The 24,044-nt window shown below is 50.1% G+C and carries 25 protein-coding genes; 14 read left to right on the forward strand and 11 right to left on the reverse strand.

The annotated features are described in order from the left end of the window. Positions 1-16 precede the first annotated feature (16 nt). On the forward strand, positions 17-1,075 hold the full coding sequence (locus EQP46_RS14075; protein ID WP_129494267.1) for a glycosyltransferase family 9 protein: 1,059 nt from the start codon (positions 17-19) through the stop codon (positions 1,073-1,075). Further along, entirely contained in the window at positions 1,072-1,854 is a 783-nt protein-coding gene (locus tag EQP46_RS14080; RefSeq protein WP_129494268.1) for a glycosyltransferase family 2 protein, read from the forward strand. Before EQP46_RS14075 ends, EQP46_RS14080 begins: the two co-directional genes overlap by 4 nt. 3 nt (positions 1,855-1,857) lie before the next feature. On the opposite strand, the gene EQP46_RS14085 is transcribed toward EQP46_RS14080, so the two are convergent. Next, positions 1,858-2,895 carry a glycosyltransferase family 9 protein gene (locus tag EQP46_RS14085; protein ID WP_129494269.1) on the reverse strand — a complete coding sequence of 346 codons (1,038 nt, stop codon included), beginning with the start codon at positions 2,893-2,895 and terminating at the stop codon, positions 1,858-1,860. A gap of 180 nt (positions 2,896-3,075) precedes the next feature. Between EQP46_RS14085 and coaD the strand changes: the two genes are divergently transcribed. Next, complete coding sequence (gene coaD, locus EQP46_RS14090) at positions 3,076-3,576, forward strand: pantetheine-phosphate adenylyltransferase (RefSeq protein ID WP_129494270.1); 501 nt, start codon at positions 3,076-3,078, stop codon at positions 3,574-3,576. Positions 3,577-3,643: 67 nt separating this feature from the next. Here the strand turns inward: coaD and mutM are convergent, their stop codons facing one another. From mutM to radC, 5 genes are all read right to left on the reverse strand, one after another. Continuing rightward, entirely contained in the window at positions 3,644-4,456 is an 813-nt protein-coding gene (gene mutM, locus EQP46_RS14095) for a bifunctional DNA-formamidopyrimidine glycosylase/DNA-(apurinic or apyrimidinic site) lyase (RefSeq protein ID WP_129494271.1), read from the reverse strand. An 11-nt stretch (positions 4,457-4,467) separates the two neighbouring features. Then, the gene (locus tag EQP46_RS14100; protein WP_129494272.1) at positions 4,468-4,968 is read right to left on the reverse strand and encodes a hypothetical protein; all 501 of its coding nucleotides are present in this window, start codon (positions 4,966-4,968) and stop codon (positions 4,468-4,470) included. 118 nt (positions 4,969-5,086) lie between these two features. Next, positions 5,087-5,254 (reverse strand): 50S ribosomal protein L33, encoded by a 168-nt coding sequence (rpmG, locus tag EQP46_RS14105; protein ID WP_002535344.1) that lies wholly within the window; start codon positions 5,252-5,254, stop codon positions 5,087-5,089. Positions 5,255-5,267: 13 nt separating this feature from the next. Continuing rightward, a complete protein-coding gene (gene rpmB, locus EQP46_RS14110) occupies positions 5,268-5,504 on the reverse strand; it encodes a 50S ribosomal protein L28 (protein WP_016961892.1) in 237 nt (78 codons plus the stop codon). 188 nt (positions 5,505-5,692) lie between these two features. After that, entirely contained in the window at positions 5,693-6,367 is a 675-nt protein-coding gene (radC, locus tag EQP46_RS14115) for a RadC family protein (RefSeq protein WP_129494360.1), read from the reverse strand. A gap of 226 nt (positions 6,368-6,593) precedes the next feature. Here radC and coaBC point away from each other — a divergent pair, with 226 nt between their 5' ends. From coaBC to slmA, 3 genes are all read left to right on the forward strand, one after another. Then, positions 6,594-7,820, forward strand: coding sequence for a bifunctional phosphopantothenoylcysteine decarboxylase/phosphopantothenate--cysteine ligase CoaBC (gene coaBC, locus EQP46_RS14120; protein ID WP_129494361.1), 1,227 nt, complete (start codon positions 6,594-6,596; stop codon positions 7,818-7,820). A 20-nt stretch (positions 7,821-7,840) separates the two neighbouring features. After that, complete coding sequence (dut, locus tag EQP46_RS14125; protein WP_129494273.1) at positions 7,841-8,296, forward strand: dUTP diphosphatase; 456 nt, start codon at positions 7,841-7,843, stop codon at positions 8,294-8,296. 206 nt (positions 8,297-8,502) lie between these two features. Beyond that, a complete protein-coding gene (gene slmA, locus EQP46_RS14130) occupies positions 8,503-9,093 on the forward strand; it encodes a nucleoid occlusion factor SlmA (protein WP_129494274.1) in 591 nt (196 codons plus the stop codon). A 94-nt stretch (positions 9,094-9,187) separates the two neighbouring features. Here slmA and pyrE read toward each other — a convergent pair whose 3' ends face one another. Then, the gene (pyrE, locus tag EQP46_RS14135; RefSeq protein WP_129494275.1) at positions 9,188-9,829 is read right to left on the reverse strand and encodes an orotate phosphoribosyltransferase; all 642 of its coding nucleotides are present in this window, start codon (positions 9,827-9,829) and stop codon (positions 9,188-9,190) included. Positions 9,830-9,941: 112 nt separating this feature from the next. Then, entirely contained in the window at positions 9,942-10,658 is a 717-nt protein-coding gene (gene rph, locus EQP46_RS14140; RefSeq protein ID WP_129494276.1) for a ribonuclease PH, read from the reverse strand. 181 nt (positions 10,659-10,839) lie between these two features. Here rph and EQP46_RS14145 point away from each other — a divergent pair, with 181 nt between their 5' ends. The 6 genes from EQP46_RS14145 to recG all read left to right on the forward strand — a co-directional run bounded on the left by EQP46_RS14145 (position 10,840) and on the right by recG (position 17,993). After that, positions 10,840-11,703, forward strand: a complete 864-nt coding sequence (locus EQP46_RS14145; RefSeq protein WP_129494277.1) for a YicC/YloC family endoribonuclease — start codon at positions 10,840-10,842, stop codon at positions 11,701-11,703. A gap of 270 nt (positions 11,704-11,973) precedes the next feature. Next, positions 11,974-12,597, forward strand: coding sequence for a guanylate kinase (gmk, locus tag EQP46_RS14150; protein WP_129494278.1), 624 nt, complete (start codon positions 11,974-11,976; stop codon positions 12,595-12,597). A gap of 93 nt (positions 12,598-12,690) precedes the next feature. Then, the gene (rpoZ, locus tag EQP46_RS14155) at positions 12,691-12,966 is read left to right on the forward strand and encodes a DNA-directed RNA polymerase subunit omega (protein WP_017009515.1); all 276 of its coding nucleotides are present in this window, start codon (positions 12,691-12,693) and stop codon (positions 12,964-12,966) included. 24 nt (positions 12,967-12,990) lie between these two features. Beyond that, complete coding sequence (gene spoT / locus EQP46_RS14160; RefSeq protein WP_129494279.1) at positions 12,991-15,096, forward strand: bifunctional GTP diphosphokinase/guanosine-3',5'-bis pyrophosphate 3'-pyrophosphohydrolase; 2,106 nt, start codon at positions 12,991-12,993, stop codon at positions 15,094-15,096. Between the two features lie 96 nt (positions 15,097-15,192). Continuing rightward, positions 15,193-15,885: a tRNA (guanosine(18)-2'-O)-methyltransferase TrmH gene (gene trmH / locus EQP46_RS14165; protein ID WP_017009513.1), complete on the forward strand. Its 693-nt coding sequence runs from the start codon at positions 15,193-15,195 to the stop codon at positions 15,883-15,885. A 26-nt stretch (positions 15,886-15,911) separates the two neighbouring features. Beyond that, a complete protein-coding gene (gene recG, locus EQP46_RS14170; RefSeq protein ID WP_129494280.1) occupies positions 15,912-17,993 on the forward strand; it encodes an ATP-dependent DNA helicase RecG in 2,082 nt (693 codons plus the stop codon). Between the two features lie 72 nt (positions 17,994-18,065). Here the strand turns inward: recG and EQP46_RS14175 are convergent, their stop codons facing one another. The 3 genes from EQP46_RS14175 to ompR form a co-directional block, all read right to left on the reverse strand. Further along, positions 18,066-18,440 (reverse strand): GntR family transcriptional regulator, encoded by a 375-nt coding sequence (locus tag EQP46_RS14175; protein WP_129494281.1) that lies wholly within the window; start codon positions 18,438-18,440, stop codon positions 18,066-18,068. A gap of 164 nt (positions 18,441-18,604) precedes the next feature. Further along, a complete protein-coding gene (gene envZ, locus EQP46_RS14180; protein WP_129494282.1) occupies positions 18,605-19,978 on the reverse strand; it encodes a two-component system sensor histidine kinase EnvZ in 1,374 nt (457 codons plus the stop codon). 3 nt (positions 19,979-19,981) lie between these two features. Beyond that, on the reverse strand, positions 19,982-20,698 hold the full coding sequence (gene ompR / locus EQP46_RS14185) for an osmolarity response regulator transcription factor OmpR (RefSeq protein WP_017009509.1): 717 nt from the start codon (positions 20,696-20,698) through the stop codon (positions 19,982-19,984). Between the two features lie 410 nt (positions 20,699-21,108). Between ompR and greB the strand changes: the two genes are divergently transcribed. After that, positions 21,109-21,594 carry a transcription elongation factor GreB gene (gene greB / locus EQP46_RS14195; RefSeq protein WP_129494283.1) on the forward strand — a complete coding sequence of 162 codons (486 nt, stop codon included), beginning with the start codon at positions 21,109-21,111 and terminating at the stop codon, positions 21,592-21,594. A 37-nt stretch (positions 21,595-21,631) separates the two neighbouring features. Next, complete coding sequence (locus tag EQP46_RS14200) at positions 21,632-23,980, forward strand: Tex family protein (protein ID WP_129494284.1); 2,349 nt, start codon at positions 21,632-21,634, stop codon at positions 23,978-23,980. The last annotated feature ends 64 nt before the right edge of the window (positions 23,981-24,044 follow it).

Genomic DNA, 24,044 nt, shown 5'->3' on the forward strand with positions numbered 1-24,044 from the left:
CCCTATAAGCATTCTCATGGCCTTATTTTCTGCCCCACCACAGTCTCTCTGTATTTTGCGCCTTTCAGCGATTGGCGATGTTTGCAATGCCATCGCTGCCGTTCAAGCCATTCGCCAGCAATGGCCAGACACAAAGCTGACGTGGATAGCAGGCAAAGCCGAGGCTGCCCTTCTCACGCCGCTGTTACCGGACGTCACCGTCATCGCCTTTGATAAGAAACAAGGTTTCAAAGGGATGCAAGCGGTATGGAAAGCACTGAAAGGCCAACGCTTCGATGCGCTGCTTCATATGCAAAGCGCCATCAGAGCGAGCATGTTGTCTGTCGGGATCAAGGCTAAGTACACGCTGGGGTTTGATAAGACCCGAGCCAGTGATTTGCAGCTGTGGTTTACCAATGTGAAAGTGCCATCACCAGCATCTCCTCATGTGCTAGACGGCTTCATGGCATTCACCGAAACCTTGGGTTTAAAGCCGCAAGTGCCGACATGGACACTGCCACTATCTGAAAAAGACGTCGTCTGGGCAAGAGATCAGTTATCCACGAAGCCGACTTTGGTGGTTGCGCCTGCTGCGAGCAAAGCCTTTAAAAACTGGACCGCAGAAGGTTACGCGGGCGTGATTGAGCATGCTCTCGACAAAGGGTTCAATGTCATCTTAGCGGGCGGCCCTGGCAAGATTGAAGTGGCACTCGGCCAAGCCATAGAAAATCACCTTACCCGCCCTATCACCAATTTGATTGGCAAAACAACGCTTCTACAGTTGCTAGCACTTGAGCAGCAAGCCGATTTGGTTTTAGCGCCCGATAGCGGCCCAGCACACCTTGCCAATGCAGTGAACACACCCGTCATTGGTTTATATGCGCACCACAATCCGGCGCGAACTGGCCCTTACAACTGGCGGCACTATGTCGTGAGCGCATATGCGGAAGCAATTGAAGCAGAAACAGGCAAGTCTGCTGATGAGGTGTCTTGGCGTACGCGCGTGAAAGACGATACGGCCATGCAAAGAATAACCATTGATGAGGTGATCTCGCGTTTTGATGAAGTCATCCAAAAAGAGGAAATCGGCTCATGAGCCAGAATCAAACTCGCGCCTCGATCAGCGCAATCATCATTACCAAAAACGAAGAACAGATCCTGCCAGAGTGTTTAGCATCACTTGATTGGGTCGATGAAATCATCGTGGTGGATTCTGGCAGCACAGACAATACCGTCGCCATCGCCGAGCAAGCGGGTGCGAAAGTCTTCGTGAATGCTGAATGGCCAGGCTTTGGTAAACAAAAACAACTGGCGCAAAGCCATGCAACCAAAGATTGGGTGCTTGCGATTGATGCAGATGAAGTCATCACTGATGCGTTGAAAACCAGCATTCTGGCGGTATTAGAAAACCCGCCAGAGAAAACCCTGTTTGTGCTCCGTCGAACTACATGGGTATTTGGGCGCTTTCTTAAGCACTCAGGTTGGTACGATAAAATCATTCGCTTCTACCCTCGTGAATTCACCGGCTACAACGATGCCTTGGTTCACGAGAAAATCATCGAGCCAGAAGGAAGCCAGAAGCAAACCTTGAGCGGCGACATGCTCCACTACTCATACCGCGACTTGCACCAATACCTCGTGAAGTCCGCGTTCTATGCAAAGTCATGGGCAGATGGCCGTCAAGCCAGAGGGAAAAAAAGCAGTATCGGGCAAGGTGTCACTCACGCGATTGGCTGCTTTTTGAAAATGTATCTCTTAAAACGTGGCTTTCTCGATGGCAAACAAGGCTTCTTGATTGCCGTACTTTCGGCGCACTCGACGTTCGTGAAATACGCTGATCTTTGGATCAGAGAAAACGACAGCCGCGCACAATAATCCTCAAACTACACGCTGAAGAAACGCTAAGGCATCTGGCAAAATAGTATCAACATCGATTCTCGACATGTCCGCCGCCACATCTTTGTCTTCGTCTGTCTGCGGTGCAAAGGCAATGTGGCGCCCCGTACTGTTGATGGGTTGCCATCTCAACGGCGTCGCGCTGCGTTTTGCGGGGAAAAAACCGATCGTCGGCACATCGACTGTCGCCGCGATATGCAATGGCCCTGTTGACCCAGCAATGAAAGCATTCGCACAGGCAATTGAACGCGTAAAATCTTGCAAGCCGTCGTTCTTGTCATAAATCACCGACGGCACACCATTTTTCGCCAATAGTGCTTTCAGCTCTGCCGCTTTTTCCTCTTCGCCCGGCCCGGCCGTTAACACCACGTCCATTGCAATCTGCTTAACGATACCAGACACCAGCCCCGTATATTGCTGAAGCGACAAGTTATTCGCCGAACCACCGCTGCCTGCATGCACAAATAGCCAAGGTTTTTCTGAGTCGAGCAAAAGTGAGGTCGTCAGCTTTTGGCGCTGATTTTGAAGCGTATCAGTGTCAAAGACTAAATAGGGAGTGGTGGGTTCAACGACTTTAGTACCTTGTTTTTTCAAGAAAGCACGCACTAAGTCGAGGTTATATTCATACTCAGGTTTAGCTGATTGAGAGCGACGCTGCTTAATACGATGGTTATATAGCAGTTGAGAAATTTTCGTTGCTGGCGCTAAACGAAACGGAATACCTGCTTTCCAGACTAAACCCGCATTGTAACTGTCTGAAAATAAGCAAATTGACGCGTCAAACTGTTGCGCCTTAATCTCGGCAATCAGTGCTTTCTTGCTTAACTTATCCGCATTTTTCCCACAATCTACTAACACCTTATCAATCGATGGACACAACGCCGCAAGAGCTTTGGTGTATGGCGGCACCAACGCCGTAATTTCAGCATTGGGCTGAGATTGCTTCAACATGGCAAAAGCAGGCCACGCCAACATGAAATCACCGATTTTATCGTTGCGAATGACAAGGATTTTTTTCATTTTGTGTCCTAGTTTACGGTTCTTAGTCCCGATCATACCGAATAGTACTGATTAAGCCATAGCGAGGTAGTAGGCTAGAGGTCTGAACCTTACTTTCGATGCGCGTGCGTATTAAGTTCGCCAAAAAACCATGATATTTTGGTAGCATGTCGCCAGTTTAAAAGATGGCAGGAATAATCAGTGAGCAAGAAAGCCCTGACTCGGGTTATATACCCAGGCACTTTTGATCCAATCACCAACGGCCACACCGAAATCGTTAGCCGTGCCGCATCCATGTTTGATGAAGTCATCGTGGGTATTGCAGCCAGCCCAAGCAAAAAACCCTTGTTCGAGCTTGAAGCACGCGTCGCCTTCGCCAAAGAGGTAACAAAACACCTCGACAACGTTTCTGTTGTGGGCTTCTCTGGCCTGCTTGTCGACTTCGCAAAACAGTATCAAGCGAACATTTTGGTGCGTGGTCTGCGCGCAGTGTCAGATTTTGAATACGAATTCCAACTCGCCAACATGAACAGACGTTTAATGCCTGAGTTAGAAAGCGTTTTCCTCACGCCTTCGGAAGAGAATTCGTTTATCTCTTCCACATTGGTGAAAGAAGTTGCCTTACACGGTGGCGACACCAGCGGCTTTGTCCATCCATCGGTGCTAGAGGCCATGAAAACGGCGCTCAAGAAGCCAGAGTAAGCGATGAACACAAAAAAGCCCGCTCTCACTGCGGGCTTTTTCATATTCAATTCTCTGTGCTGTCAGGTTAACTCTGACAGTCTGGGCAAAATACCGTATTTCGTTGCCCTATCTTCACGCTCTCAAGCTCAGTGCCGCATGCAGGACAAGGTTTTCCTTGGTTACCATACACTTGAAGCTCTTGCGCAAAATAGCCTGGCTTACCATCAGCCTGCTTGAAGTCTTTTAGCGTGGTACCGCCTTGCTCAATCGCTGTCGCCAACACAGATTTAATGTCAGCCACAAAGCGATTCGCGTCCTCTAGGCTTAACTGGCCCGCTTGGCGCTTAGGGTGAATGCGGGACATAAACAGTGATTCATTGGCATAAATATTACCCACTCCCACCACTACCGCGTTATCCATGATGAACTGTTTGATTGGCGTGCGCTTGTTGCGGCTTCGCTCAAACAAATATTCGCCAGTAAAATCATCCGTTAACGGTTCAGGCCCCAACTTGCCCAATACAGGATGGTCTAAACCATCATTGGGTTGCCATAACCACGCACCAAAGCGACGTGGATCGTTATAGCGGATCATCTCGCCCGAACTTAAATGCAGATCAACATGATCGTGCTTAGCGGGTGGCGATCCTTCAGGAATCACACGTAAGCTGCCAGACATTCCCAAGTGCACCAAGGCATACCCAACATCGGTTTCAAGGATCAGGTATTTCGCGCGACGCTTCACCCCCCGAATCACCTGACCTTCCATATCGTGTAATTCTTCTGGTACTAGCCAGCGTAATTTGGGCTGTCGCACCTCGATTTTGGTAACGGTTTGACCTTTCGCATGGGGTTTAATGCCCATACGACTCACTTCGACTTCAGGTAATTCTGGCATGATCCATTGAACTAGTTGGAAAGTGGGAACAAGTAGTTTGGCTCAACCGACACCGCAAGCCAACGCTTTTCCCAATTTTGGATGAGCCAAAACTGAGGCAATTCATAATATGTCAGGCGATAAGGTTCAAGTTCATTGCCCAAATCCACCACCAAGGTCGATGGGGAAGTAAGACCGGGTTTAAGCTGCTCATACATCTCGGCGCTGATTTCAGTGCCAGAGAGGTTAAGCCAGCGATTCGCTAATTCTGTGGCTGACACGTCTAAAGGGCGATCTGTTTGCCACGGCAAACCTTGAGTAAGCGTAAATTGGGGAAATCGGAGCGCCTTAATGGCAGCACTTTCTGGCACCAAGGCAATCACACCATCAGGGAGCACTTGAGCGGCTTCTTGTGATGCGTTGTTTTCGGCGAGCTTTGCGCGGATGTAGTCCGGCAAATGCATCATCGCGATGAACACCAAGGTGCCAATGATAAGAATGTTGTTAAAGGTACGGCGGGAGACTCTTCCCATTTGCTTCATCCAAACTCATGCCATGAATCAATATTAGCAGTGTATAGCTGGAACTTACTGATTTACAGATATAAAAAAACCCAGCCTAAGCCGGGTTTTTATCGAAGTCGAAAATCAATTACTTGATTTTAGCTTCTTTGTACATAACGTGTTGACGAACAACTGGATCAAATTTCTTGATCTCGAACTTGCCCGGCATGTTACGTTTGTTTTTGTCAGTAGTGTAGAAGTGGCCTGTACCAGCAGATGATACTAGACGGATCTTCTCACGAATGCCTTTAGCCATTCTTTAAATCCTCTTAAACGTTCTCACCACGGGCGCGGATGTCTGTAAGAACAGCATCAATGCCTTTCTTGTCGATGATACGCATACCTTTAGGGGTAAGACGCAGTTTAACGAAGCGGTTTTCGCTTTCTACCCAGAAACGATGAGTTTGCAGGTTCGGCAGAAAACGACGCTTGGTGGCGTTACGTGCGTGAGAACGGTTGTTACCCGTTACAGGACGCTTGCCAGTTACTTGGCATACTCGTGACATGAATGTCTCTCCAAATCGTTTCAGCTCGATATCAACCTTGTCCACCAGTCCTGCAAAAACAAGGTCTAGCTCTAGGTCAAGGCTATCAAAGGTGGCGCATTATACTAACTGTATTTGCATTGCTCAAGTCCCGAGCAGATCCTTTTGTCATTTTTTGATCGTTTTTTAGCAGCTTTTCCGTGAAAAGCTTATATCCAGCCGCGTTCAGCGAAGGAGACAACTTCTCCATCGCCAATCACCATGTGATCGAGCAACCGAATATCGACTAACGACAACGCATCTGCAATCCGCGATGTGATATGACGGTCAGCAGGGCTTGGTTCAGCAATACCAGATGGGTGATTATGAGCCAAAATCACTGCGTTTGCATGCACTTCCAGCGCCCGTCTTACAACTTCTCTTGGATAGACCCCTGCAGCATTGATGGTGCCTTCAAAAAGAATCTCATCTTTGATGGGGCGATTTTGATTATCTAAGTACAAGACAAGAAAGGCTTCTCGCGGTCTATCACGTAGTTTTGCCGAGAGATATCTCGCCGTATGAGAGGGGCTAGCCAGCGCATCTTCGCGGGTCATAATTTCATGCAAATGCCGCTTACTCAGCTCTAAAACCGCCTGCAATTGTGCGTATTTTGCCGATCCCAATCCTTTTCTTTGACTAAATTGCGCTAAATTCGACTGCATTAAGCCGCGCAACGAACCAAAATCATCGAGAAGATAACCCGCAAGCTCGATGGCATTCATTCCAGAAACACCCGTACGTAGGAATATGGCTAAGAGCTCCGCATCGGATAAAGACTCAGGCCCCTTCGCCAACAATTTCTCTCGAGGACGACTTTCTTCAGGTAAACATTTCAGCGACAAAAGGACATTCCTCACAGGCAAAACCGCCAGAATCGACACTCCAGATAGGCGCATCAAGACCTGCACCACAAGAATGCGAACCACCTAGTTAAGCCTGTCACTGAGCGGCTTCGTGATTACATTTCCCTTAGGAATACCTCCCCTTTCACAATCATCACCGCCCAACAGGTGATTAATGCCCATTTATGATATCTTTCAAACCATTCACCCATTGGCTTACTTGGTTATGGCTCAAAAAATTACGCAATCTTTATCCGGAAAGCGCATTGTCTTGGGAATTGGCGGCGGGATTGCTGCTTATAAATGTGCAGATCTCACTCGTCGACTGATTGAACGTGGTGCTGATGTACGCGTTGTCATGACAAATGCAGCAAAAGAATTCATCACCCCGCTAACGATGCAAGCCGTCTCAGGGCACCCTGTTTCTGACAGTTTGCTCGACCCTGCAGCAGAAGCGTCGATGGGCCACATCGAAATCGCCAAATGGGCAGACTTGATATTGCTCGCCCCTGCTACCGCAGATTTGATTGCACGAGTGGCGGCCGGCATGGGGAATGACCTGCTTACCACCGTTTGCTTAGCCACGGATGCACCTGTTGCCATCGCGCCAGCGATGAACCAGCAAATGTACCGCGCCGTCGCCACGCAAGAAAACCTCACCACGCTAACGCGACGTAATCACCCTATCTGGGGGCCGGCGAGCGGCGAACAAGCCTGTGGTGATATCGGCATGGGAAGAATGCTTGAGCCTCTTCAGTTGGTCGCATTGATTGAAGACCACTTCGCAGAAGGTGACCTCGTGGGTTCATCATTTTTGATCACCGCAGGCCCAACACGCGAAGCCATTGACCCCGTTCGCTACCTGACGAATCACAGTTCAGGAAAAATGGGGTACGCCATCGCAGAAGCGGCGGCAAAGCGCGGCGCAAACGTCACGCTCGTGAGCGGCCCAGTGAACCTTCCAACGCCAGCCAACGTGACACGTGTTGATGTGCAAAGTGCAGAAGACATGCATGCCGCTGTCCAACATCACGCTGGCAAGCACCAAATTTTCATTGCATGCGCCGCAGTGGCGGATTTCAAACCCGCGAGCGCTGCAAACCAAAAGATGAAGAAGCAAGACGGTCACGACGAGATGACCCTCACTCTAGTCAAGAACCCCGATATTGTTGCCGCCGTCGCAGCCATGAAAGATAACCGACCATTCACCGTCGGTTTCGCAGCAGAAACACAAGATGTAGAGCAATATGCTCGCGGTAAGCTTGAGAAGAAGAACCTAGATCTGATTTGTGCAAACGATGTGTCACAACAAGGGCAAGGCTTCAACAGCGACCAAAATGCGCTGCACCTCTATTGGCCAAATGGCGACAAAGCGCTGCCGTTGGCAAACAAATCCGATATCGGCCATCAGTTAGTCAGTGAAATTGTGTCGCTGTTTAACAGCGACAAATAAAAAACCAGTGGAACCCCGTTATGAAAAAAATTGATCTAAAAATTCTCGACCCACGTGTAGGCAACGAATTCCCACTTCCCGCGTATGCGACAGAAGGGTCAGCAGGGTTGGATTTACGCGCTTGTCTGGACGCACCACTGACACTGGAACCGGGCCAAACACAACTGATCCCAACAGGCCTTGCGATTCATATTTCAGATCCAACCATTGCAGCAACCATCTTGCCGCGTTCAGGTCTTGGTCATAAGCACGGTGTGGTATTGGGTAACCTTGTTGGCTTGATCGATTCCGATTACCAAGGGCAATTAATGGTCTCTTGCTGGAACCGTGGACAAGACACTTTTATTATTGAACCAGGCGAGCGCATTGCACAGATGGTCTTCGTGCCGGTTATCCAAGCAGAATTCAACCTTGTTGAAGATTTTGATGCTACTGAACGTGGTGCCGGAGGTTTTGGGCACTCAGGTACGAAATAGTAGTGTTAACTTGGTGAAAAACCACAAAAACGCCACCGATCCGTGGCGTTTTTTATGCGTCATTCACGCTTTTGTTATTTGTGATAGGCAAGGCCTCGGCGAAGGTGCATTATTCTTTTAATACAGTGTGTACGTCGTTAAGATACCCGCTCCACAGCCGAGATTTGGGTCAAAGACCCTCATAACAACAAAGGAACCATCTATTCATGGCTGGCCAAAAAAAGCAGAACCGCCGCGAAGAAATTCTTCAGGCTCTGGCTCAAATGCTGGAGTCCAACCAAGGCAGTCAACGCATAACTACCGCCAAGCTTGCAGCACAGGTTGGTGTGTCAGAGGCGGCACTTTATCGCCATTTTCCAAGTAAAGCGCGCATGTTTGAGGGATTGATTGAGTTTATTGAAGAATCACTCATCACCCGAATCAACCGTATTTTAAACGAAGAAAAAGACACGCTTACACGTCTGCGTCTTATTCTTCAGCTGCTTTTGGTATTTGGTGAACGTAACCCTGGCCTGACACGCATCATGACAGGACATGCGTTGATGTTTGAACAAGACAGATTGCAAGGTCGTATCAACCAGTTGTTCGAAAAGATTGAAAGCCAACTTCGCCAAGTGTTAAGAGAGCGTCGTTTACGTGAAGGGAAAGGTTTCCCTGTTGATGAGTCCATTTTGGCGGCACAACTGCTAGGCCAAGTGGAAGGCAGCTTGAACCGTTTCGTGCGTTCAAGTTTCAAATATCCGCCAACCGCGGATTTTGACCAATACTGGCAACTCCTTAGCGCGCAGCTTGATTGATCTGTCGCGAAAAGCATTAAAAAAGGCTGCATCATGCAGCCTTTTTCGTTTTTTGGTATTAATAACCCTGACGGCTCAACGCCCGATAGAGACGTTAGATACCATATTCCGCACGGTATGCTTTCACGGCGTCTAAGTGTTCCGGGTTACCACCTTGCTCTTCAAGGTAGGTCACCAAATCACCCAAGCTCACAATCGACACCACTTTGCAGCCAAAGTCGCGTTCAACTTCTTGAATCGCTGACAGTTCACCTTTGCCGCGCTCTTGACGGTCAATCGCCACCAATACGCCAGCCAAATCTGCACCATTGGCCTGAATGATTTCCATGGATTCACGAATCGCCGTGCCCGCCGTGATCACATCGTCAACCAGCATCACACGCCCTTCTAGCGCGCTACCAACCAGGTTGCCGCCTTCACCGTGGGTTTTCGCTTCTTTACGGTTGAAGCAATATGGCGTATCGATTTCATGGTGTTCAGCCAAAGCCACTGCGGTGGTGGTGGCGATTGGAATACCTTTGTATGCAGGGCCAAACAACAGATCGTAGTCAATCTTCGCATCCACTAACGCTTCTGCGTAGAAACGGCCAAGACGCGCCAAATCCCGACCTGTATTAAATAGGCCAGCATTAAAGAAGTAAGGGCTCTTGCGGCCAGACTTCAAAGTGAACTCACCGAACTTCAAAACGTGTTTTTCCAATGCGAACTCGATGAATTGACGCTGATAGGCTTTCATTTTTTCTCCTGTCGATCTGAATGGGTGTTTAACCCGTCTTTCCATGAGGCGATCTGCCGCCTCCTCAAATTTTGCTTAAAAAAAAGCGGCTCCAATAGAAGCCGCTCTTTCATCAATCAATTAACGATGCTTTCTGAATCGCGATGATATCTTCAATGCCTTTATTGGCCAGAGACAACATGGCGTTCAATTCGTCAGCGGTGAATGGTTCACCTTCTGCGGTGCCTTGTACTTCAATCATGCGGCCATCTTCCAGCATGACAACATTCATATCAGTCTCAGCCGCAGAGTCTTCAACGTATTCAAGGTCGCAAATTGGCGTGCCTTCGAAGATACCGACAGAAACAGCAGCAACGTGACCCTTCATAGGGTTCGCTTTCAGTTTGCCTTCAGCAACCAGTTTGTTCAGCGCATCCGCCATTGCAACGCTTGCACCCGAAATAGAGGCTGTGCGTGTGCCACCGTCCGCTTGAATAACGTCACAGTCGACCGTGATGGTGAAATCGCCCAGTTGATCGAGGTTTACCGCTGCACGAAGGCTGCGCGCAATAAGACGTTGGATTTCCATGGTACGACCGCCTTGCTTACCGTTCGCCGCTTCACGACGGTTACGGGTGTGGGTCGCACGTGGCAGCATGCCGTATTCAGCAGTGATCCAGCCTTGGCCTTTCCCTTTAAGAAAACGTGGCACGCCTTCTTCAACGGTCGCGGTACAGATGACTTTCGTGTCGCCAAACTCCACCAAAACAGAGCCTTCCGCATGAGCGGTAAAATGACGTGTCATGGTTACTGGACGAATTTGACCAACTTCTCTTCCGCTAGGACGCATAGGGTTCCACCTGTATTAAACTGCTGAATTTCGTTAACCCGCGATTATAGCGATTTCAGTCAAGCCACGCTAACACAAACCACAGATGAATGGTTTTTTCTCATCTCATGCGCCATGTGGCTGACACCTTGCCAAGCAACTGCGTATAATCACATCAACATTGATAAAAGAGTGAACTTCGATGATCCACAGTATGACTGCCTACGCCCGTCGGGAAATTAAGGGCACATGGGGCTCCGCCGTTTGGGAAATCCGTTCGGTGAACCAACGCTACCTCGAAACCTATATCCGTATGCCAGAGCAGTTCCGTGGCCTAGAACCTATCGTTCGCGAACGCTTTCGTCAGCGCCTAGCGCGCGGCAAAGTCGAATGTAACCTGCGCTTTGAAGCCAACGCTTCCGCCAATACTGAGCTGAAGATTAATGAAGCGCTCGCAAAGCAGGTGATTCATGCGGCGAAGTGGATCAAAGAGATGTCTGGCGAAGGCAACATTGGTCCATTCCAAGTGCTGCAATGGCCGGGCGTGATGGAAGCACCAGAACAAGACATGGATCTGGTGAACAAAGCGTTGCTAGAAGGGTTTGACGAAACGGTTAACGATTTCATCGCCGCACGTGCAAGCGAAGGCGACAACATGAAAGCGCTTATCGAGCAGCGTCTTGACGCCATCGATGCGGAAGTCGTGAAAGTACGCGCCAAGATGCCAGAGATCCTCAATTGGCAGCGCGAGCGTCTGATCACCAAGCTGGAAGATGCGAAAGTCGAACTCGACGCAAACCGCGTAGAGCAAGAAATCATCCTATTGGCACAAAAATCAGATGTGGCAGAAGAACTTGATCGTTTGGATTCACACGTATCTGAAACGAAGAAAATCCTGAAAAAAGGCGGCGCATGTGGTCGTCGCTTGGATTTCATGATGCAAGAGTTCAACCGCGAATCGAACACCCTCGCGTCTAAATCAATCAGCACTGACATCACCGCATCAGGCGTTGAATTGAAAGTGCTTATCGAGCAAATGCGCGAACAGATCCAGAATATCGAGTAATTCTTACCATTATTCTCAGAGCCCAGCCACCGCGCTGGGCTTTTTTCTTTTAAGATCAGTCTTATCAATTTGCGTTATCCTAAGATCAATCACGGTTGAATTTCGCGCATCACCCATGTTGAAAAAGTCGCTTATTGGCAATTTGCCAAATGATAACGTCAGCAATGAAAAGCACCGACATTCATACCGCGATAGACATAAAAGGAAAATTCAAATTTTGCGCAGTCCGTGGTAATCTGCGCGCCCTTTAACCTCACAGTGATTTAAACCATGAGCCAAGGTACGCTTTATATCGTTTCAGCGCCCAGCGGAGCCGGCAAATCAAGCCTGATTTCGGCCCTGTTAAAAGACAACCCTCGTTACGACGTGAAAGTGTCTGTTTCTCACACCACCCGTGCAACACGCCCGGGCGAAGAGAACGGCATTCACTACCACTTCGTCTCTGTTGATGAATTTAAAGCGTTGATCGAGCAAGATGCGTTTTTGGAACATGCTGAAGTCTTCGGTAATTTCTACGGCACATCACGCCTGTGGATTGAAGAGATGCTGGCAAAAGGTGTCGACATTTTCTTGGATATTGACTGGCAAGGTGCACAGCAAATTCGCCAACAAATGCCGAAAGCGAAAAGTATCTTCATTTTGCCACCGAGCAAAGAAGAGCTTGAGCGCCGCCTGAATGCACGTGGCCAAGACGCTGATGAGGTCATCGCGAAACGCATGGAAGAAGCGCGTTCTGAAATCTCACACTATAACGAGTACGATTACGTGATTGTGAATGATGATTTCGACGTTGCTTTGATGGACATGAAGGCCATTCTCCGCGCTGAGCGAATGAAGCAAGACAAGCAAGCTAGCAAATATCACGACATGCTCGACAGATTGCTGGCACAATAAATACCAACGCTACCAAAGATGCTTGTTGTTTAGCACTAAGCGCTTTTGTATAATTTTCGGTCATCTTGATTTTTTTACTTATTGGAGTTCTTCATGGCACGCGTAACCGTTCAAGACGCTGTTGAAAAAATTGGCAACCGTTTCGACCTAGTATTGGTAGCAGCTCGCCGCGCACGCCAAATGCAAACTGGTGGTAAAGACGCACTGGTTCAGGAAGAGAACGATAAGCAAACCGTTATCGCTCTGCGCGAGATCGAGGAAGGCTTGATCACGAAAGACGTTCTAGATGCACGTGAGCGTCAAGAGCAGCAAGAGCAAGAAGCGGCTGAAATGGCTGCAGTAAGCACGATTTCAGGCTCACTTCGCTAATCTAACTTCAGGGAAACAGGCCGTTTGTATCTCTTTGATAGCCTGAAAGAAGTCGCCGCACAATACTTGCCGGAGTCGCACCTAGAGGCACTCCGGCAAGCGTATTTGGTGGCGCGTGATGCCCACGAAGGGCAAAGCCGCTCCAGTGGCGAACCTTACATTATTCACCCCATTGCCGTAGCACGTATTCTTGCGGAGATGCGTCTCGACCACGAAACCTTAATGGCAGCTTTGCTCCATGACGTGATCGAAGACACTGAAGTCACCAAAGAAGACCTACAGCAACGATTCGGTGATAACGTCGCCGACCTCGTCGATGGCGTGTCTAAACTCGACAAACTCAAGTTTCGCGATCGTAAAGAAGCGCAGGCGGAAAACTTCCGTAAAATGATCATGGCCATGGCCCGTGACATTCGCGTCATCTTGATCAAATTGGCAGACCGTACGCACAACATGCGCACGCTCGGGGCACTTCGTCCTGATAAACGTCGCCGTATTGCCCGTGAAACCCTAGAGATATTCTCTCCTTTGGCGCACCGCCTTGGTATCCACAACATCAAAGTTGAGCTTGAAGAGCTTGGCTTCGAAGCCTTGTACCCAACCCGCTATCGCGTGTTGAAGGAAGTGGTGATTCAAGCGCGCGGTAACCGCAAAGAGATGATCCAAAAAATCCATGCAGAAATCGAAGGCCGTCTTGAAGACGCAGGCATTCGCGCCTCTGTACTGGGCCGTGAGAAGAACCTCTACTCCATCTACAACAAGATGAAGAACAAAGAGCAGCGCTTCCACACCATCATGGATTTATACGCATTCCGCGTCATTGTTGATGATTTAGATACCTGCTACCGCGTGCTGGGACAGATGCACAATCTGTACAAGCCACGTCCGGGTCGCATGAAAGATTACATCGCCGTGCCGAAAGCCAACGGCTACCAATCGCTGCATACGTCAATGATTGGTCCGCACGGTGTCCCTGTCGAAGTACAAATTCGTACCGAAGACATGGATCAAATGGCAGACAAAGGTGTTGCTGCACACTGGGCTTATAAAGACGGTGCTGAACGCGTTCAAGGCGGCACAACAGCACAAGTGCGGGCACAACGTTGGATGCAAAGCCTGCTTGAGCTTCAGCAAAGTGCGGGCAGCTCATTCGAATTCATCGAAAACGTCAAATCTGACTTGTTCCCAGATGAACTCTTTGTCTTCACGCCAAAAGGTCGCATCGTTGAATTGCCTGTCGGCGCAACCGCCGTCGACTTCGCGTATGCCGTGCATACGGATGTCGGTAACTCGTGCGTCGGCGCGCGTGTTAACCGCAATTCCTACCCGCTCAGCCAACCGCTGAAAAACGGTCAAGCGATCGAGATCATTACCGCACCGGGCGCACGTCCAAACGCGGCATGGTTAAACTATGTCGTGACATCACGCGCACGCACCAAAATTCGCCAGGTGCTAAAAACCAAGCGTCGTGAAGAATCTGTCATTCTTGGCCGTCGATTGCTTAACCATGCGCTAGGCGATACCAACATTCAGGATGTCGATACCGCGAACATCGACAAAGTGCTCAAAGACCTCAAGCTAGACGAGTCAGAAGACTTGTTGGCAGCGATTGGTTTGGGCGAACTGATGAGTGTGGTGATCGCGAAACGCCTACTTGGTGACGCTGACAGCCTTGAGCAACAAGGTGGCTGTCTGCCGATTCGCGGTGCTGATGGCATATTGCTGACGTACGCGAATTGTTGTCGTCCAATTCCTGGGGATCCTGTCATTGCACACGTCAGTCCGGGTAAAGGTCTGGTTATTCACCGTGAAGAATGTGCCAACATCCGTGGTTACCGTCAGGAGCCGGATAAGTACATGGCGGTAGAATGGGGCGATGATATCGACCAAGAATTTGCGACCGGCCTGCGTGTTGACATGCTCAACCACCAAGGTGCGTTGGCAGACTTAACCAACACCATTGCTGCTACCGGCTCAAACATTCAAGGTTTGACCACGGAAGAGCGCGATGGCCGTTTGTATACCATCTACGTCAAGCTCACCACCAAAGACCGCATTCACCTTGCGAACATCATGCGTCGTATTCGTGTCATGCCAAATGTGGTGAAAGTCAGCCGTCAGAAAAACTGATTGCTGTCTCGACTGAAAACATTCAAACGCCCGCTTTTTGCGGGCGTTTTTTATCCTTTATATCGTGCGTCCATAAGGGCGAGAAAGAGAACAACCATGACTCCAGAACGTTTTGCGCGCATTCATGAAGTACTGGCAACACGTCAGCCAGATCTGACCGTGTGCATGGAAGAAGTCCATAAGCCGAATAACATTTCCGCCATTATCCGCACCGCCGACGCCGTTGGCGTACACCAAGTCCATGCGGTTTGGCCTCGTAACAGCAAAATGCGCACCTTAGGCGGCACCTCCGCAGGGGCACGCAACTGGGTAGATGTCGTCACCCATGACAACACGCCTGATGCCTTCGCACAGTTAAAAGCACAAGGCATGCAAATACTGGTGACCAACTTGTCTGAACGTGCTGTGGATTTCCGTGAGATTGATTACACCAAACCGACGGCCATCGTATTGGGGCAAGAGAAGACAGGCATCAGCCAGCAAGCGCTTGAAATGGCAGATCAAGACATCATCATTCCCATGGTAGGTATGGTACAGTCACTCAATGTATCCGTTGCCAGTGCCCTGATTTTGTACGAAGCGCAGCGTCAGCGCCAAAACGCAGGCATGTACCAGCGCACACGTACGTTGATCCCACAGGCAGAGGTTGACCGCATCTTGTTTGAGCGTGGTCATCCTGTGTTAGCGAAAGTCGCCAAGCGAAAAGGTTTACCTTATCCCGTGCTGGATGAAGAAGGGCAAATCGCCGCAGACGATGCGTGGTGGGCACAAATGCAGGCAGCTCGATAACCCTTATTCTGGAGAGATAAGCAAACATGCGCGCGTCAATGTTGGATGCCGTTCCCCTCACCTCACTAACCGGTGTGGGTGGCAAAATGGCAGAAAAGCTGGAGAAAATCGGTTTATTCACCGTGCAGGATTTGCTGTTCCATCTCCCCTATCGCTATGAAGATCGCACCCGCATTTGGCCAATCATGAGCCTGATGCCGGGGCAGCACGGCACGGTTGAAGGTGAAATCGTTAGTAATAACACCACCTTTGGCCGCCGTCGCATGCTGACAGTGAAACTCACTGACGGCAACGGTTCATTGACGCTTCGCTTCTTCAACTTCAACGCGGCAATGAAAAACAGCCTTGAGGTTGGCAAGCGCGTTAAAGCCTATGGCGAAATTAAACGTGGTCAAGGTGGGTTGGAAGTCATCCACCCCGAATACAAGGTTTTTTCAGAGCCGACAGAATTAAGCCTTGAAGAAACCCTCACGCCGGTTTATCCAACCACAGAAGGCCTTCGCCAGCTCACACTGAGAAATTTGACCGACCAAGCCCTTGAGTTACTCGAAAGCACCGCCGTGCAAGAGTTGCTGCCTGAAGGCCTTTATGACCGTCAAATCACACTCAAAGATGCACTCAAAGCACTGCACCGCCCGACACCCGATGTTTCTCTCGCGGATTTAGATGAGGGTAAACACCCTGCGCAGAAGCGCCTGATCCTCGAAGAGTTGCTGGCACAAAACCTCTCCATGCTGGCCGTTCGCAGCAAGCTGCAGCAAGACCCAACCTTTTCGCTACCACCTTCAACGGATTTAGTGCCAAAGCTGCTTGCCTCATTGCCCTTCACGCCCACCGGTGCGCAATCCCGAGTGGTTGCAGATATTGAACGCGACATGGGGCTCAGCAAGCCCATGATGCGTTTAGTGCAAGGGGATGTCGGTTCAGGGAAAACCTTAGTCGCCGCTCTCGCAGCACTCCAGGTGATTGAACAAGGTTACCAAGTGGCGCTCATGGCGCCGACGGAACTGCTTGCGGAACAACACGCCATCAACTTCGCCCAATGGCTAGAACCGCTAGGCATTTCTGTTGGTTGGCTTGCCGGCAAGCTGACCGGAAAAGCGAAAGAAGCAGAGCTTGAAAAAATCGCCAGCGGCGACGCAAAAATGGTGGTGGGTACCCATGCTCTGTTCCAAAAGCATGTCGAATTTGAAAACCTCGCACTGGTCATCATTGATGAGCAGCACCGCTTTGGTGTCCACCAGCGCCTAGAGCTTCGCGAGAAAGGGATGAAGCAAGGCATTCACCCGCATCAACTCATCATGACTGCAACGCCCATCCCACGCACACTTGCAATGACGGCTTATGCGGATCTTGATACCTCGGTGATCGATGAATTGCCACCGGGTCGAACACCGATCCAAACCGTCGCGGTGCCGGACACGCGCCGCATTGATATCGTCAACCGTGTGCACGCAGCTTGTATCGAAGAAGGGCGACAAGCCTACTGGGTGTGTACCTTGATTGATGAGTCTGAAGTGCTGGAAGCCCAAGCCGCGGCAGAAACTGCTGACGACCTTGCGCGCGCGCTGCCCGATTTAAAGATCGGTTTGGTGCATGGCCGAATGAAAGCGGCAGAAAAACAAGCCGTGATGAAAGCCTTTAAAGACGGTGAACTTCATCTTCTTGTCGCCACCACGGTGATTGAAGTGGGCGTTGATGTGCCCAATTCCAGCTTAATGATCATCGAAAACCCCGAGCGCTTAGGCTTGGCGCAATTGCACCAGCTTCGTGGTCGTGTTGGTCGAGGTTCCGTAGCAAGTCACTGTGTGCTGCTCTATCACGCGCCCCTTTCTAAAACGGCCACTCAACGTTTGGGCGTGCTTCGCGAAAGCAGCGATGGCTTTGTGATTGCACAGCGTGATTTAGAAATTCGCGGTCCAGGTGAGCTTTTAGGCACCAAGCAAACCGGCATGGCGGAGTTTAAAATTGCGGATTTGGTCAGAGACCAAGGGCTGATACCCGAAGTGCAAAAGCTCGCACTGTATTTGCATCAGAATTACCCAGAGAACAGCAAGGCAATCATCACGCGTTGGTTAGGGAACAAAGATAAGTACAGTAATGCGTAATGTCAGTCGGCGAGTTCACGAGATAAGAGAGAAAGCCTCTAGAATCTAGATATCTCGTCTCTCACGAACTGATCATTCCTCATCCCAATGCTGCATAACCAGCGCCATCACCTCTGATTTGCTGTACCCCACTTCGCGCGCATCGGTCATCAACGCGCGCAGTGCGGGTTCGATAAAACCAAAGCGATCTTCCATTCGCGCGTGCAAGCCATCGCGCTTCACAAGCATGCCAACACCGCGTTTTCTTTCTAGCCAGCCTTGCTTTTCCATCAACTGATAACAGCGAGAAATAGTCATGGGGTTAATGTTCAGTTCTGCCGCTAACTTCCTGACAGAGAGAAGCTTATCGCCCGGTTTCAGAACGCCACCCACGATCTGCCTCTGAATCTGAGTCATCAGTTGGCGGAACTTTGGAGAGGGGTCTTGAGGGTCGATAATTATCTTCATTTTTCATCCCTGCTGTATCGGCGATTTATTACAGTAATAGCAGATGACTCACAAATGAGACAGAAAACAGAGAAGAAATGTGTGACGAAGCAATAAAGAAAAATGGCGCAGGAAACCTCGTTTCTCTGCGCCATTTTCAGTGCGAATGTTTATGCCTGAAGCAATCAGCGTCTTCGATGATTCTTCCCAAGATGTTGCCCTTGATTGCGGGCGTGTTTACCCGCCACAGGCAAAACGATTTGCGCGCGTAAACCACCACCTGAGCGCGGGGTTAAATGCAACAAACCTTTGTGCTGTTCCACAATACGTTTCACGATGGCAAGGCCAAGCCCTGTCCCTTCGCTACCGCGCGCGGTATCACCACGGGTAAAAGGTTGCAGGACCGTTTCAATCTGATCAGGAGCAATACCGGGGCCATTGTCCTCCACCGCAATCCATTGATGACGACGATCTGCCGTGCTGCCGGTGCTGATTTTCACCCAGCCACCGCCGTAGCGCACTGCGTTCACCACCAAATTGGTCACTGCACGACGAATCGCCACTTCGTTGGCATCAAGGCGTCCAATTAGCTCACCTTTCTCGACATCCAGCTCATGCCCTGTCGCACCATCAGCCACTGAAACATCATCAGCCAGTGCATTCAGATCAATCGCAGCCATGTCTTGCAGTTGCACCGAACGCAGGTAATCCATGAACTGATTAATGATTTCATTACACTCTTCCGTGTCTTTAATCATGCTATCAGCAAGGTAACTGTCTTCGGGGGACATCATTTCTGTCGCCAGACGAATGCGCGTTAAAGGTGTACGCAAATCATGACTCACGCCCGCCATCAGCAACGCACGGTCTTCTTCCAGCTTGCGGATACCTTCGCTCATTTGGTTGAAAGCCCGCGTAACAGCACGAATATCGGACGCACCGCGTTCAGGTAATGGCGTGGGGAACTGCCCTTGGCCAACATCCTTTGCAGCTTTTTCCAACATGGCGAGTGGACGGTTTTGGACTTTGATGAATACCCAGCCGCCACCGATCATCATTAACGCGATGACCATGGAATAGAAAAACAGCGGTTGGAAATCATCTTGATGCAGTTCAGAAAGCGGGATCCGCATAACATAGCCGGGGAAGGCTTTGCTTGATAACCAAAGCACATAGCTCTTGTTGTCTAAGCTAATGCGCGCTTCTGTGGGCGCATTGAGCTTTTCTGACATGTCCTCACTGATGAGATCAACCGTTGCTGCTTCTTGGAATTCCAATAGCATCTCAGGTTCAGATTCATCATGCAGCGTCACACCAAGCTTCGCTAATAGCTGACGTCGCAGCAATTCATCCATGTGGTAGATTTCGCCGTCCGCAAGGGTCACGTCGTCTTCAAGCATCACTGAAATTTCGTGAGCGAGGATCTTATTGAACTGCTTAATGCTGGGCAGCAACGCATAGTTAAGAATGGTGAGATAAGAGAAGATCTGGCTGGCAATCAGAAGGCCAGCCAGTACCACGAGCGTACGGGCAAAGTTGCTACGTGGAGAGAAACGCATGGATTACGCTTCCCCGTCAGGCACAAACACATAACCCAGACCCCAAACGGTCTGAATGTAACGTGGTTTGCTTGGATCTTCTTCAATCATGCGGCGAAGACGCGAGATTTGAACGTCAATAGAACGCTCCATCGCAGAATATTCACGACCACGCGCCATGTTCATCAGTTTGTCGCGCGACATAGGTTCACGAGAGTTAGTGACCAAGGCTTTGAGCACCGCAAACTCACCAGACGTCAGGGTCAACGGTTCATCGTTACGGAACATTTCACGCGTACCCAAGTTCAGCTTAAATTGGCCAAACTCAACAATCTTTTCTTCGCTTGAAGGAGCACCCGGCGCTTCGATGGTTTGACGACGTAGCACGGCACGAATACGCGCAAGTAACTCACGAGGGTTAAACGGTTTCGGCAGATAATCATCCGCGCCCACTTCCAAACCCACGATACGATCGATTTCATCGCCTTTCGCCGTCAGCATCAAAATCGGCAGTTGGTTGTTCGCTTGACGCAAACGGCGGCAAATCGACAAGCCGTCTTCGCCTGGTAGCATTAAATCCAATACCATCAGATGGAAGTTCTCACGGGATAATAAGCGATCCATTTGCTCTGCATTGGCCACACTGCGAACCTGAAAACCTTGCTCGGACAAGTAACGCTCAAGCAAAGCGCGCAGACGCATATCATCATCAACAACTAGGATTTTATAATTCTCTTGCATGACGTACCTTTCTTATCTGACGGTAGTGTTATAGCCAAATGATGTTGTGGACTGAGTGCCACTCACAGTGGATATATCATCGATTGTAACGTCTGACACTTCTATGAAACATCAGTGCGACGCAGTGAGAGGATAAAAACTGTTACTAGGTGTAACTATTGAAGGCTTTTATACTCCGCACCTGTCGCTTTACCAACACTTTTAACCTTTATACCCAAGGAACCTGCATATTCAGGATTATTGGGCATCAGTCCGCCCCGTCAAATAGCCGAGATATTCAAGAAAATCAAAACCGAATGTCATTAGGGGGAGCACGAACCCAGTAAATGCCTCCAAGCCTTCAACTTCGCGGGGTTTGGGTATATAAAAGGCTCTCATCGGAAAGGCAAACAACGCGCTCGGACAACGTAATGAAAAAAACCGACCTGGTCACCCGAGAAGGTTATAACAAACTCAAACAAGAGCTGGATTATCTTTGGAAGGAACGCCGTCCAGAGATCACCAAAATCGTCTCGTGGGCAGCAAGCCTTGGGGACCGTTCAGAGAACGCAGATTACACCTACAATAAACGCATTCTGCGTGAAATTGACCGTCGCGTTCGCTACTTACGCAAACGCTTGGAAATCCTCCGCGTCGTCGATTACAACCCGCAGCAAGACGGAAAAGTCTTCTTTGGCGCATGGGTCGACATTGAAAATGACGACGGTGGCACCCTCACATTCCGTATTGTCGGCCCAGATGAAATCTATGGCCGCAAAGACTACATCTCCATTGATAGCCCCATGGCACGCGCATTGATTAAAAAAGAAGTCGATGACGAAGCCATTGTGACGACCCCTGAAGGACCGAAGGTCTGGTACGTCAACGCCATTCGCTATCAACAAGACGAACTCTAATACTGCCGTTCGCGGCGGTGACTCTCAAAGGAACACAATGACCACTCCAATTTATCAACAGATTGCCAGTGAGCTTAACGTACGTGATGCGCAAGTTATCGCAGCCGTCACCTTGCTTGATGATGGCAACACCGTGCCTTTCATCGCCCGTTACCGTAAAGAAGTCACCAATGGCCTTGATGACACCCAATTACGCAATCTGGAATCTCGCCTTGGGTATTTGCGCGAATTGGAAGATCGTCGCCAAGTCATCTTGAAATCCATTGATGAGCAAGGAAAGCTGACCGAGGGTCTGAAAAAAGACATCCTCGACGCTGACACCAAAAACCGCCTTGAAGACCTGTACTTACCGTACAAGCAAAAGCGTCGCACCAAAGGACAAATTGCCATTGAAGCGGGCATTGAGCCATTAGCACTTTCGCTCTGGCAACATCCTGAGCAAGACCCAGAATCAGAAGCGACGCGCTACTTGAATGCAGACGCTGGGTTTACGGATACCAAAGCCGTATTGGACGGCGCACGCGCCATCTTGATGGAGCAGTTCGCTGAAGATGCCGCCCTGCTAGATAAGATTCGCCGCCATTTAAACCAACATGCTGAAATTCAAGCGCGTGTCATCGCAGGCAAAGAAAACGAAGGCGCGAAGTTTAAAGATTACTTTGAACACGATGAGCTATTGACCAAAGTGCCGTCTCACCGCGCGCTGGCCATGTTCCGTGGTCGTAATGAAGGCATTCTCCAACTGTCATTAAATGCTGACCCACAGCAAGATGAGAAATCGACGGGCTCTTACTGCGAAAACATCATCAGCGACCACTTCGGCGTGACCTTAGGTTCTGCACCTGCCGATCGTTGGCGTAAACAAGTGGTGAGCTTTGCATGGCGCATAAAGATTTTGATGCACATGGAAACCGAACTGATGGGCAACCTGCGCGAACTAGCAGAGAATGACGCCATCAAGGTGTTCGCCGACAACCTAAAAGACTTGCTCATGGCAGCGCCTGCCGGCCCTCGCTGCACCTTGGGTATTGACCCGGGCTTACGCACCGGCTGTAAAGTGGCCGTGGTTGATAACACAGGTAAGTTACTCGACACCGCCACGATTTACCCCACTCCACCACAAAACAAGATTGCTGAATCTGCCCGTGTAGTGATGGCACTGGTGAAAAAGCACAACGTGGATTTGATTGCGATCGGCAACGGCACAGCTTCACGTGAAACCGATGCGTTTGTGGCAGGCATGTTGAAAGACGCGGGCGAGAAAATTCAAACCGTGATGGTGAGTGAAGCTGGCGCATCAGTGTACTCGGCATCTGAGCTTGCGGCAGCAGAATTCCCGGGGCTAGACGTTTCACTGCGCGGAGCGGTGTCGATTGCACGTCGTTTGCAAGATCCTCTGGCCGAGCTCGTCAAAATCGATCCGAAATCTATCGGTGTGGGCCAATACCAACACGACGTCAGCCAAAGCCAATTGGCAAAACGCTTGGATGCTGTGGTCGAAGACTGTGTGAACGCCGTCGGTGTCGACGTGAACAGCGCTTCTGCCGCCCTGCTCACCCGCGTTGCGGGCCTTTCAACCACCATGGCTGCCAACATCGTGGCATTCCGTGATGAAAATGGCCGCTTTGGTGAGCGTAAAACCCTCCTGAAAGTGCCACGTTTGGGGCCTAAAGCCTACGAACAGTGCGCAGGCTTCTTGCGCGTCATGAACGGGAAAAACCCGCTGGATAGCTCATCGGTGCACCCTGAAGCCTACCCTGTGGTAAAACGCATTGCGGACAACACAGGCAAAGCTGTCGATGCCATGATCGGTAATCACGATTTCTTGCGCAGCGTGAAAGCCTCCGATTACGCTGATGAGACTTTCGGTATTCCTACCGTGACGGACATCCTCGTAGAACTGGCGAAACCCGGACGCGACCCTCGCCCTGAGTTTAAAACCGCGACGTTTGCCGAAGGCGTCAACGAAGTCAAAGACCTTATCCCAGGCATGGTGCTGGAAGGCTCAATCACCAACGTGACCGCCTTTGGCGCGTTTGTCGATATCGGTGTTCACCAAGACGGCCTTGTTCATATTTCAGCGTTGTCAGACAAATTCATCTCCGACCCGCGTGAAGTCGTAAAAGCGGGCGACGTGGTGAAAGTGAAGGTCATGGAAGTGGATATCGCGCGCAAGCGCATTGCACTGTCCATGCGTTTAAACGACGAGCCAGGCGCAGACAACAAACCAGCGAGCCGCGGCAATGCAAACCGCGACACGCGCTCAGCAAGTCCTCAAGCGCGCAGCCAGCCGAATCGTTCGTCATCAAACAACAACCAAGGTGGGCACGCATCAGCCTTTGGTGGTGCGTTTGCAGATGCCTTTGCGAAAGCAAAACGCAAGTAAGCGAACATACAGAGTCATCACACACTAAAACAGCGCCTCTGGGCGCTGTTTTCTTTTGTTCATA

The organism is Enterovibrio baiacu, assembly GCF_004120195.1.
GTDB classification, from domain to species: Bacteria; Pseudomonadota; Gammaproteobacteria; order Enterobacterales; family Vibrionaceae; genus Enterovibrio; species Enterovibrio baiacui.

Bases quoted from the DNA above. Each gene is read 5' to 3' on its own strand.
- EQP46_RS14145 (WP_129494277.1), top strand. From the start codon at position 10,840: ATGATCCACAGTATGACTGCCTACGCCCGTCGGGAAATTAAGGGCACA.
- rph (WP_129494276.1), bottom strand. From the start codon at position 10,658: ATGCGTCCTAGCGGAAGAGAAGTTGGTCAAATTCGTCCAGTAACCATG.
- EQP46_RS14080 (WP_129494268.1), top strand. From the start codon at position 1,072: ATGAGCCAGAATCAAACTCGCGCCTCGATCAGCGCAATCATCATTACC.
- slmA (WP_129494274.1), top strand. From the start codon at position 8,503: ATGGCTGGCCAAAAAAAGCAGAACCGCCGCGAAGAAATTCTTCAGGCT.
- EQP46_RS14175 (WP_129494281.1), bottom strand. From the start codon at position 18,440: ATGAAGATAATTATCGACCCTCAAGACCCCTCTCCAAAGTTCCGCCAA.
- EQP46_RS14100 (WP_129494272.1), bottom strand. From the start codon at position 4,968: ATGGGAAGAGTCTCCCGCCGTACCTTTAACAACATTCTTATCATTGGC.
- mutM (WP_129494271.1), bottom strand. From the start codon at position 4,456: ATGCCAGAATTACCTGAAGTCGAAGTGAGTCGTATGGGCATTAAACCC.
- rpoZ (WP_017009515.1), top strand. From the start codon at position 12,691: ATGGCACGCGTAACCGTTCAAGACGCTGTTGAAAAAATTGGCAACCGT.
- ompR (WP_017009509.1), bottom strand. From the start codon at position 20,698: ATGCAAGAGAATTATAAAATCCTAGTTGTTGATGATGATATGCGTCTG.
- dut (WP_129494273.1), top strand. From the start codon at position 7,841: ATGAAAAAAATTGATCTAAAAATTCTCGACCCACGTGTAGGCAACGAA.
- rpmG (WP_002535344.1), bottom strand. From the start codon at position 5,254: ATGGCTAAAGGCATTCGTGAGAAGATCCGTCTAGTATCATCTGCTGGT.
- recG (WP_129494280.1), top strand. From the start codon at position 15,912: ATGCGCGCGTCAATGTTGGATGCCGTTCCCCTCACCTCACTAACCGGT.
- EQP46_RS14085 (WP_129494269.1), bottom strand. From the start codon at position 2,895: ATGAAAAAAATCCTTGTCATTCGCAACGATAAAATCGGTGATTTCATG.
- gmk (WP_129494278.1), top strand. From the start codon at position 11,974: ATGAGCCAAGGTACGCTTTATATCGTTTCAGCGCCCAGCGGAGCCGGC.
- pyrE (WP_129494275.1), bottom strand. From the start codon at position 9,829: ATGAAAGCCTATCAGCGTCAATTCATCGAGTTCGCATTGGAAAAACAC.
- envZ (WP_129494282.1), bottom strand. From the start codon at position 19,978: ATGCGTTTCTCTCCACGTAGCAACTTTGCCCGTACGCTCGTGGTACTG.
- coaBC (WP_129494361.1), top strand. From the start codon at position 6,594: ATGGCTCAAAAAATTACGCAATCTTTATCCGGAAAGCGCATTGTCTTG.
- EQP46_RS14075 (WP_129494267.1), top strand. From the start codon at position 17: ATGGCCTTATTTTCTGCCCCACCACAGTCTCTCTGTATTTTGCGCCTT.
- trmH (WP_017009513.1), top strand. From the start codon at position 15,193: ATGACTCCAGAACGTTTTGCGCGCATTCATGAAGTACTGGCAACACGT.
- EQP46_RS14200 (WP_129494284.1), top strand. From the start codon at position 21,632: ATGACCACTCCAATTTATCAACAGATTGCCAGTGAGCTTAACGTACGT.
- greB (WP_129494283.1), top strand. From the start codon at position 21,109: ATGAAAAAAACCGACCTGGTCACCCGAGAAGGTTATAACAAACTCAAA.
- rpmB (WP_016961892.1), bottom strand. From the start codon at position 5,504: ATGTCACGAGTATGCCAAGTAACTGGCAAGCGTCCTGTAACGGGTAAC.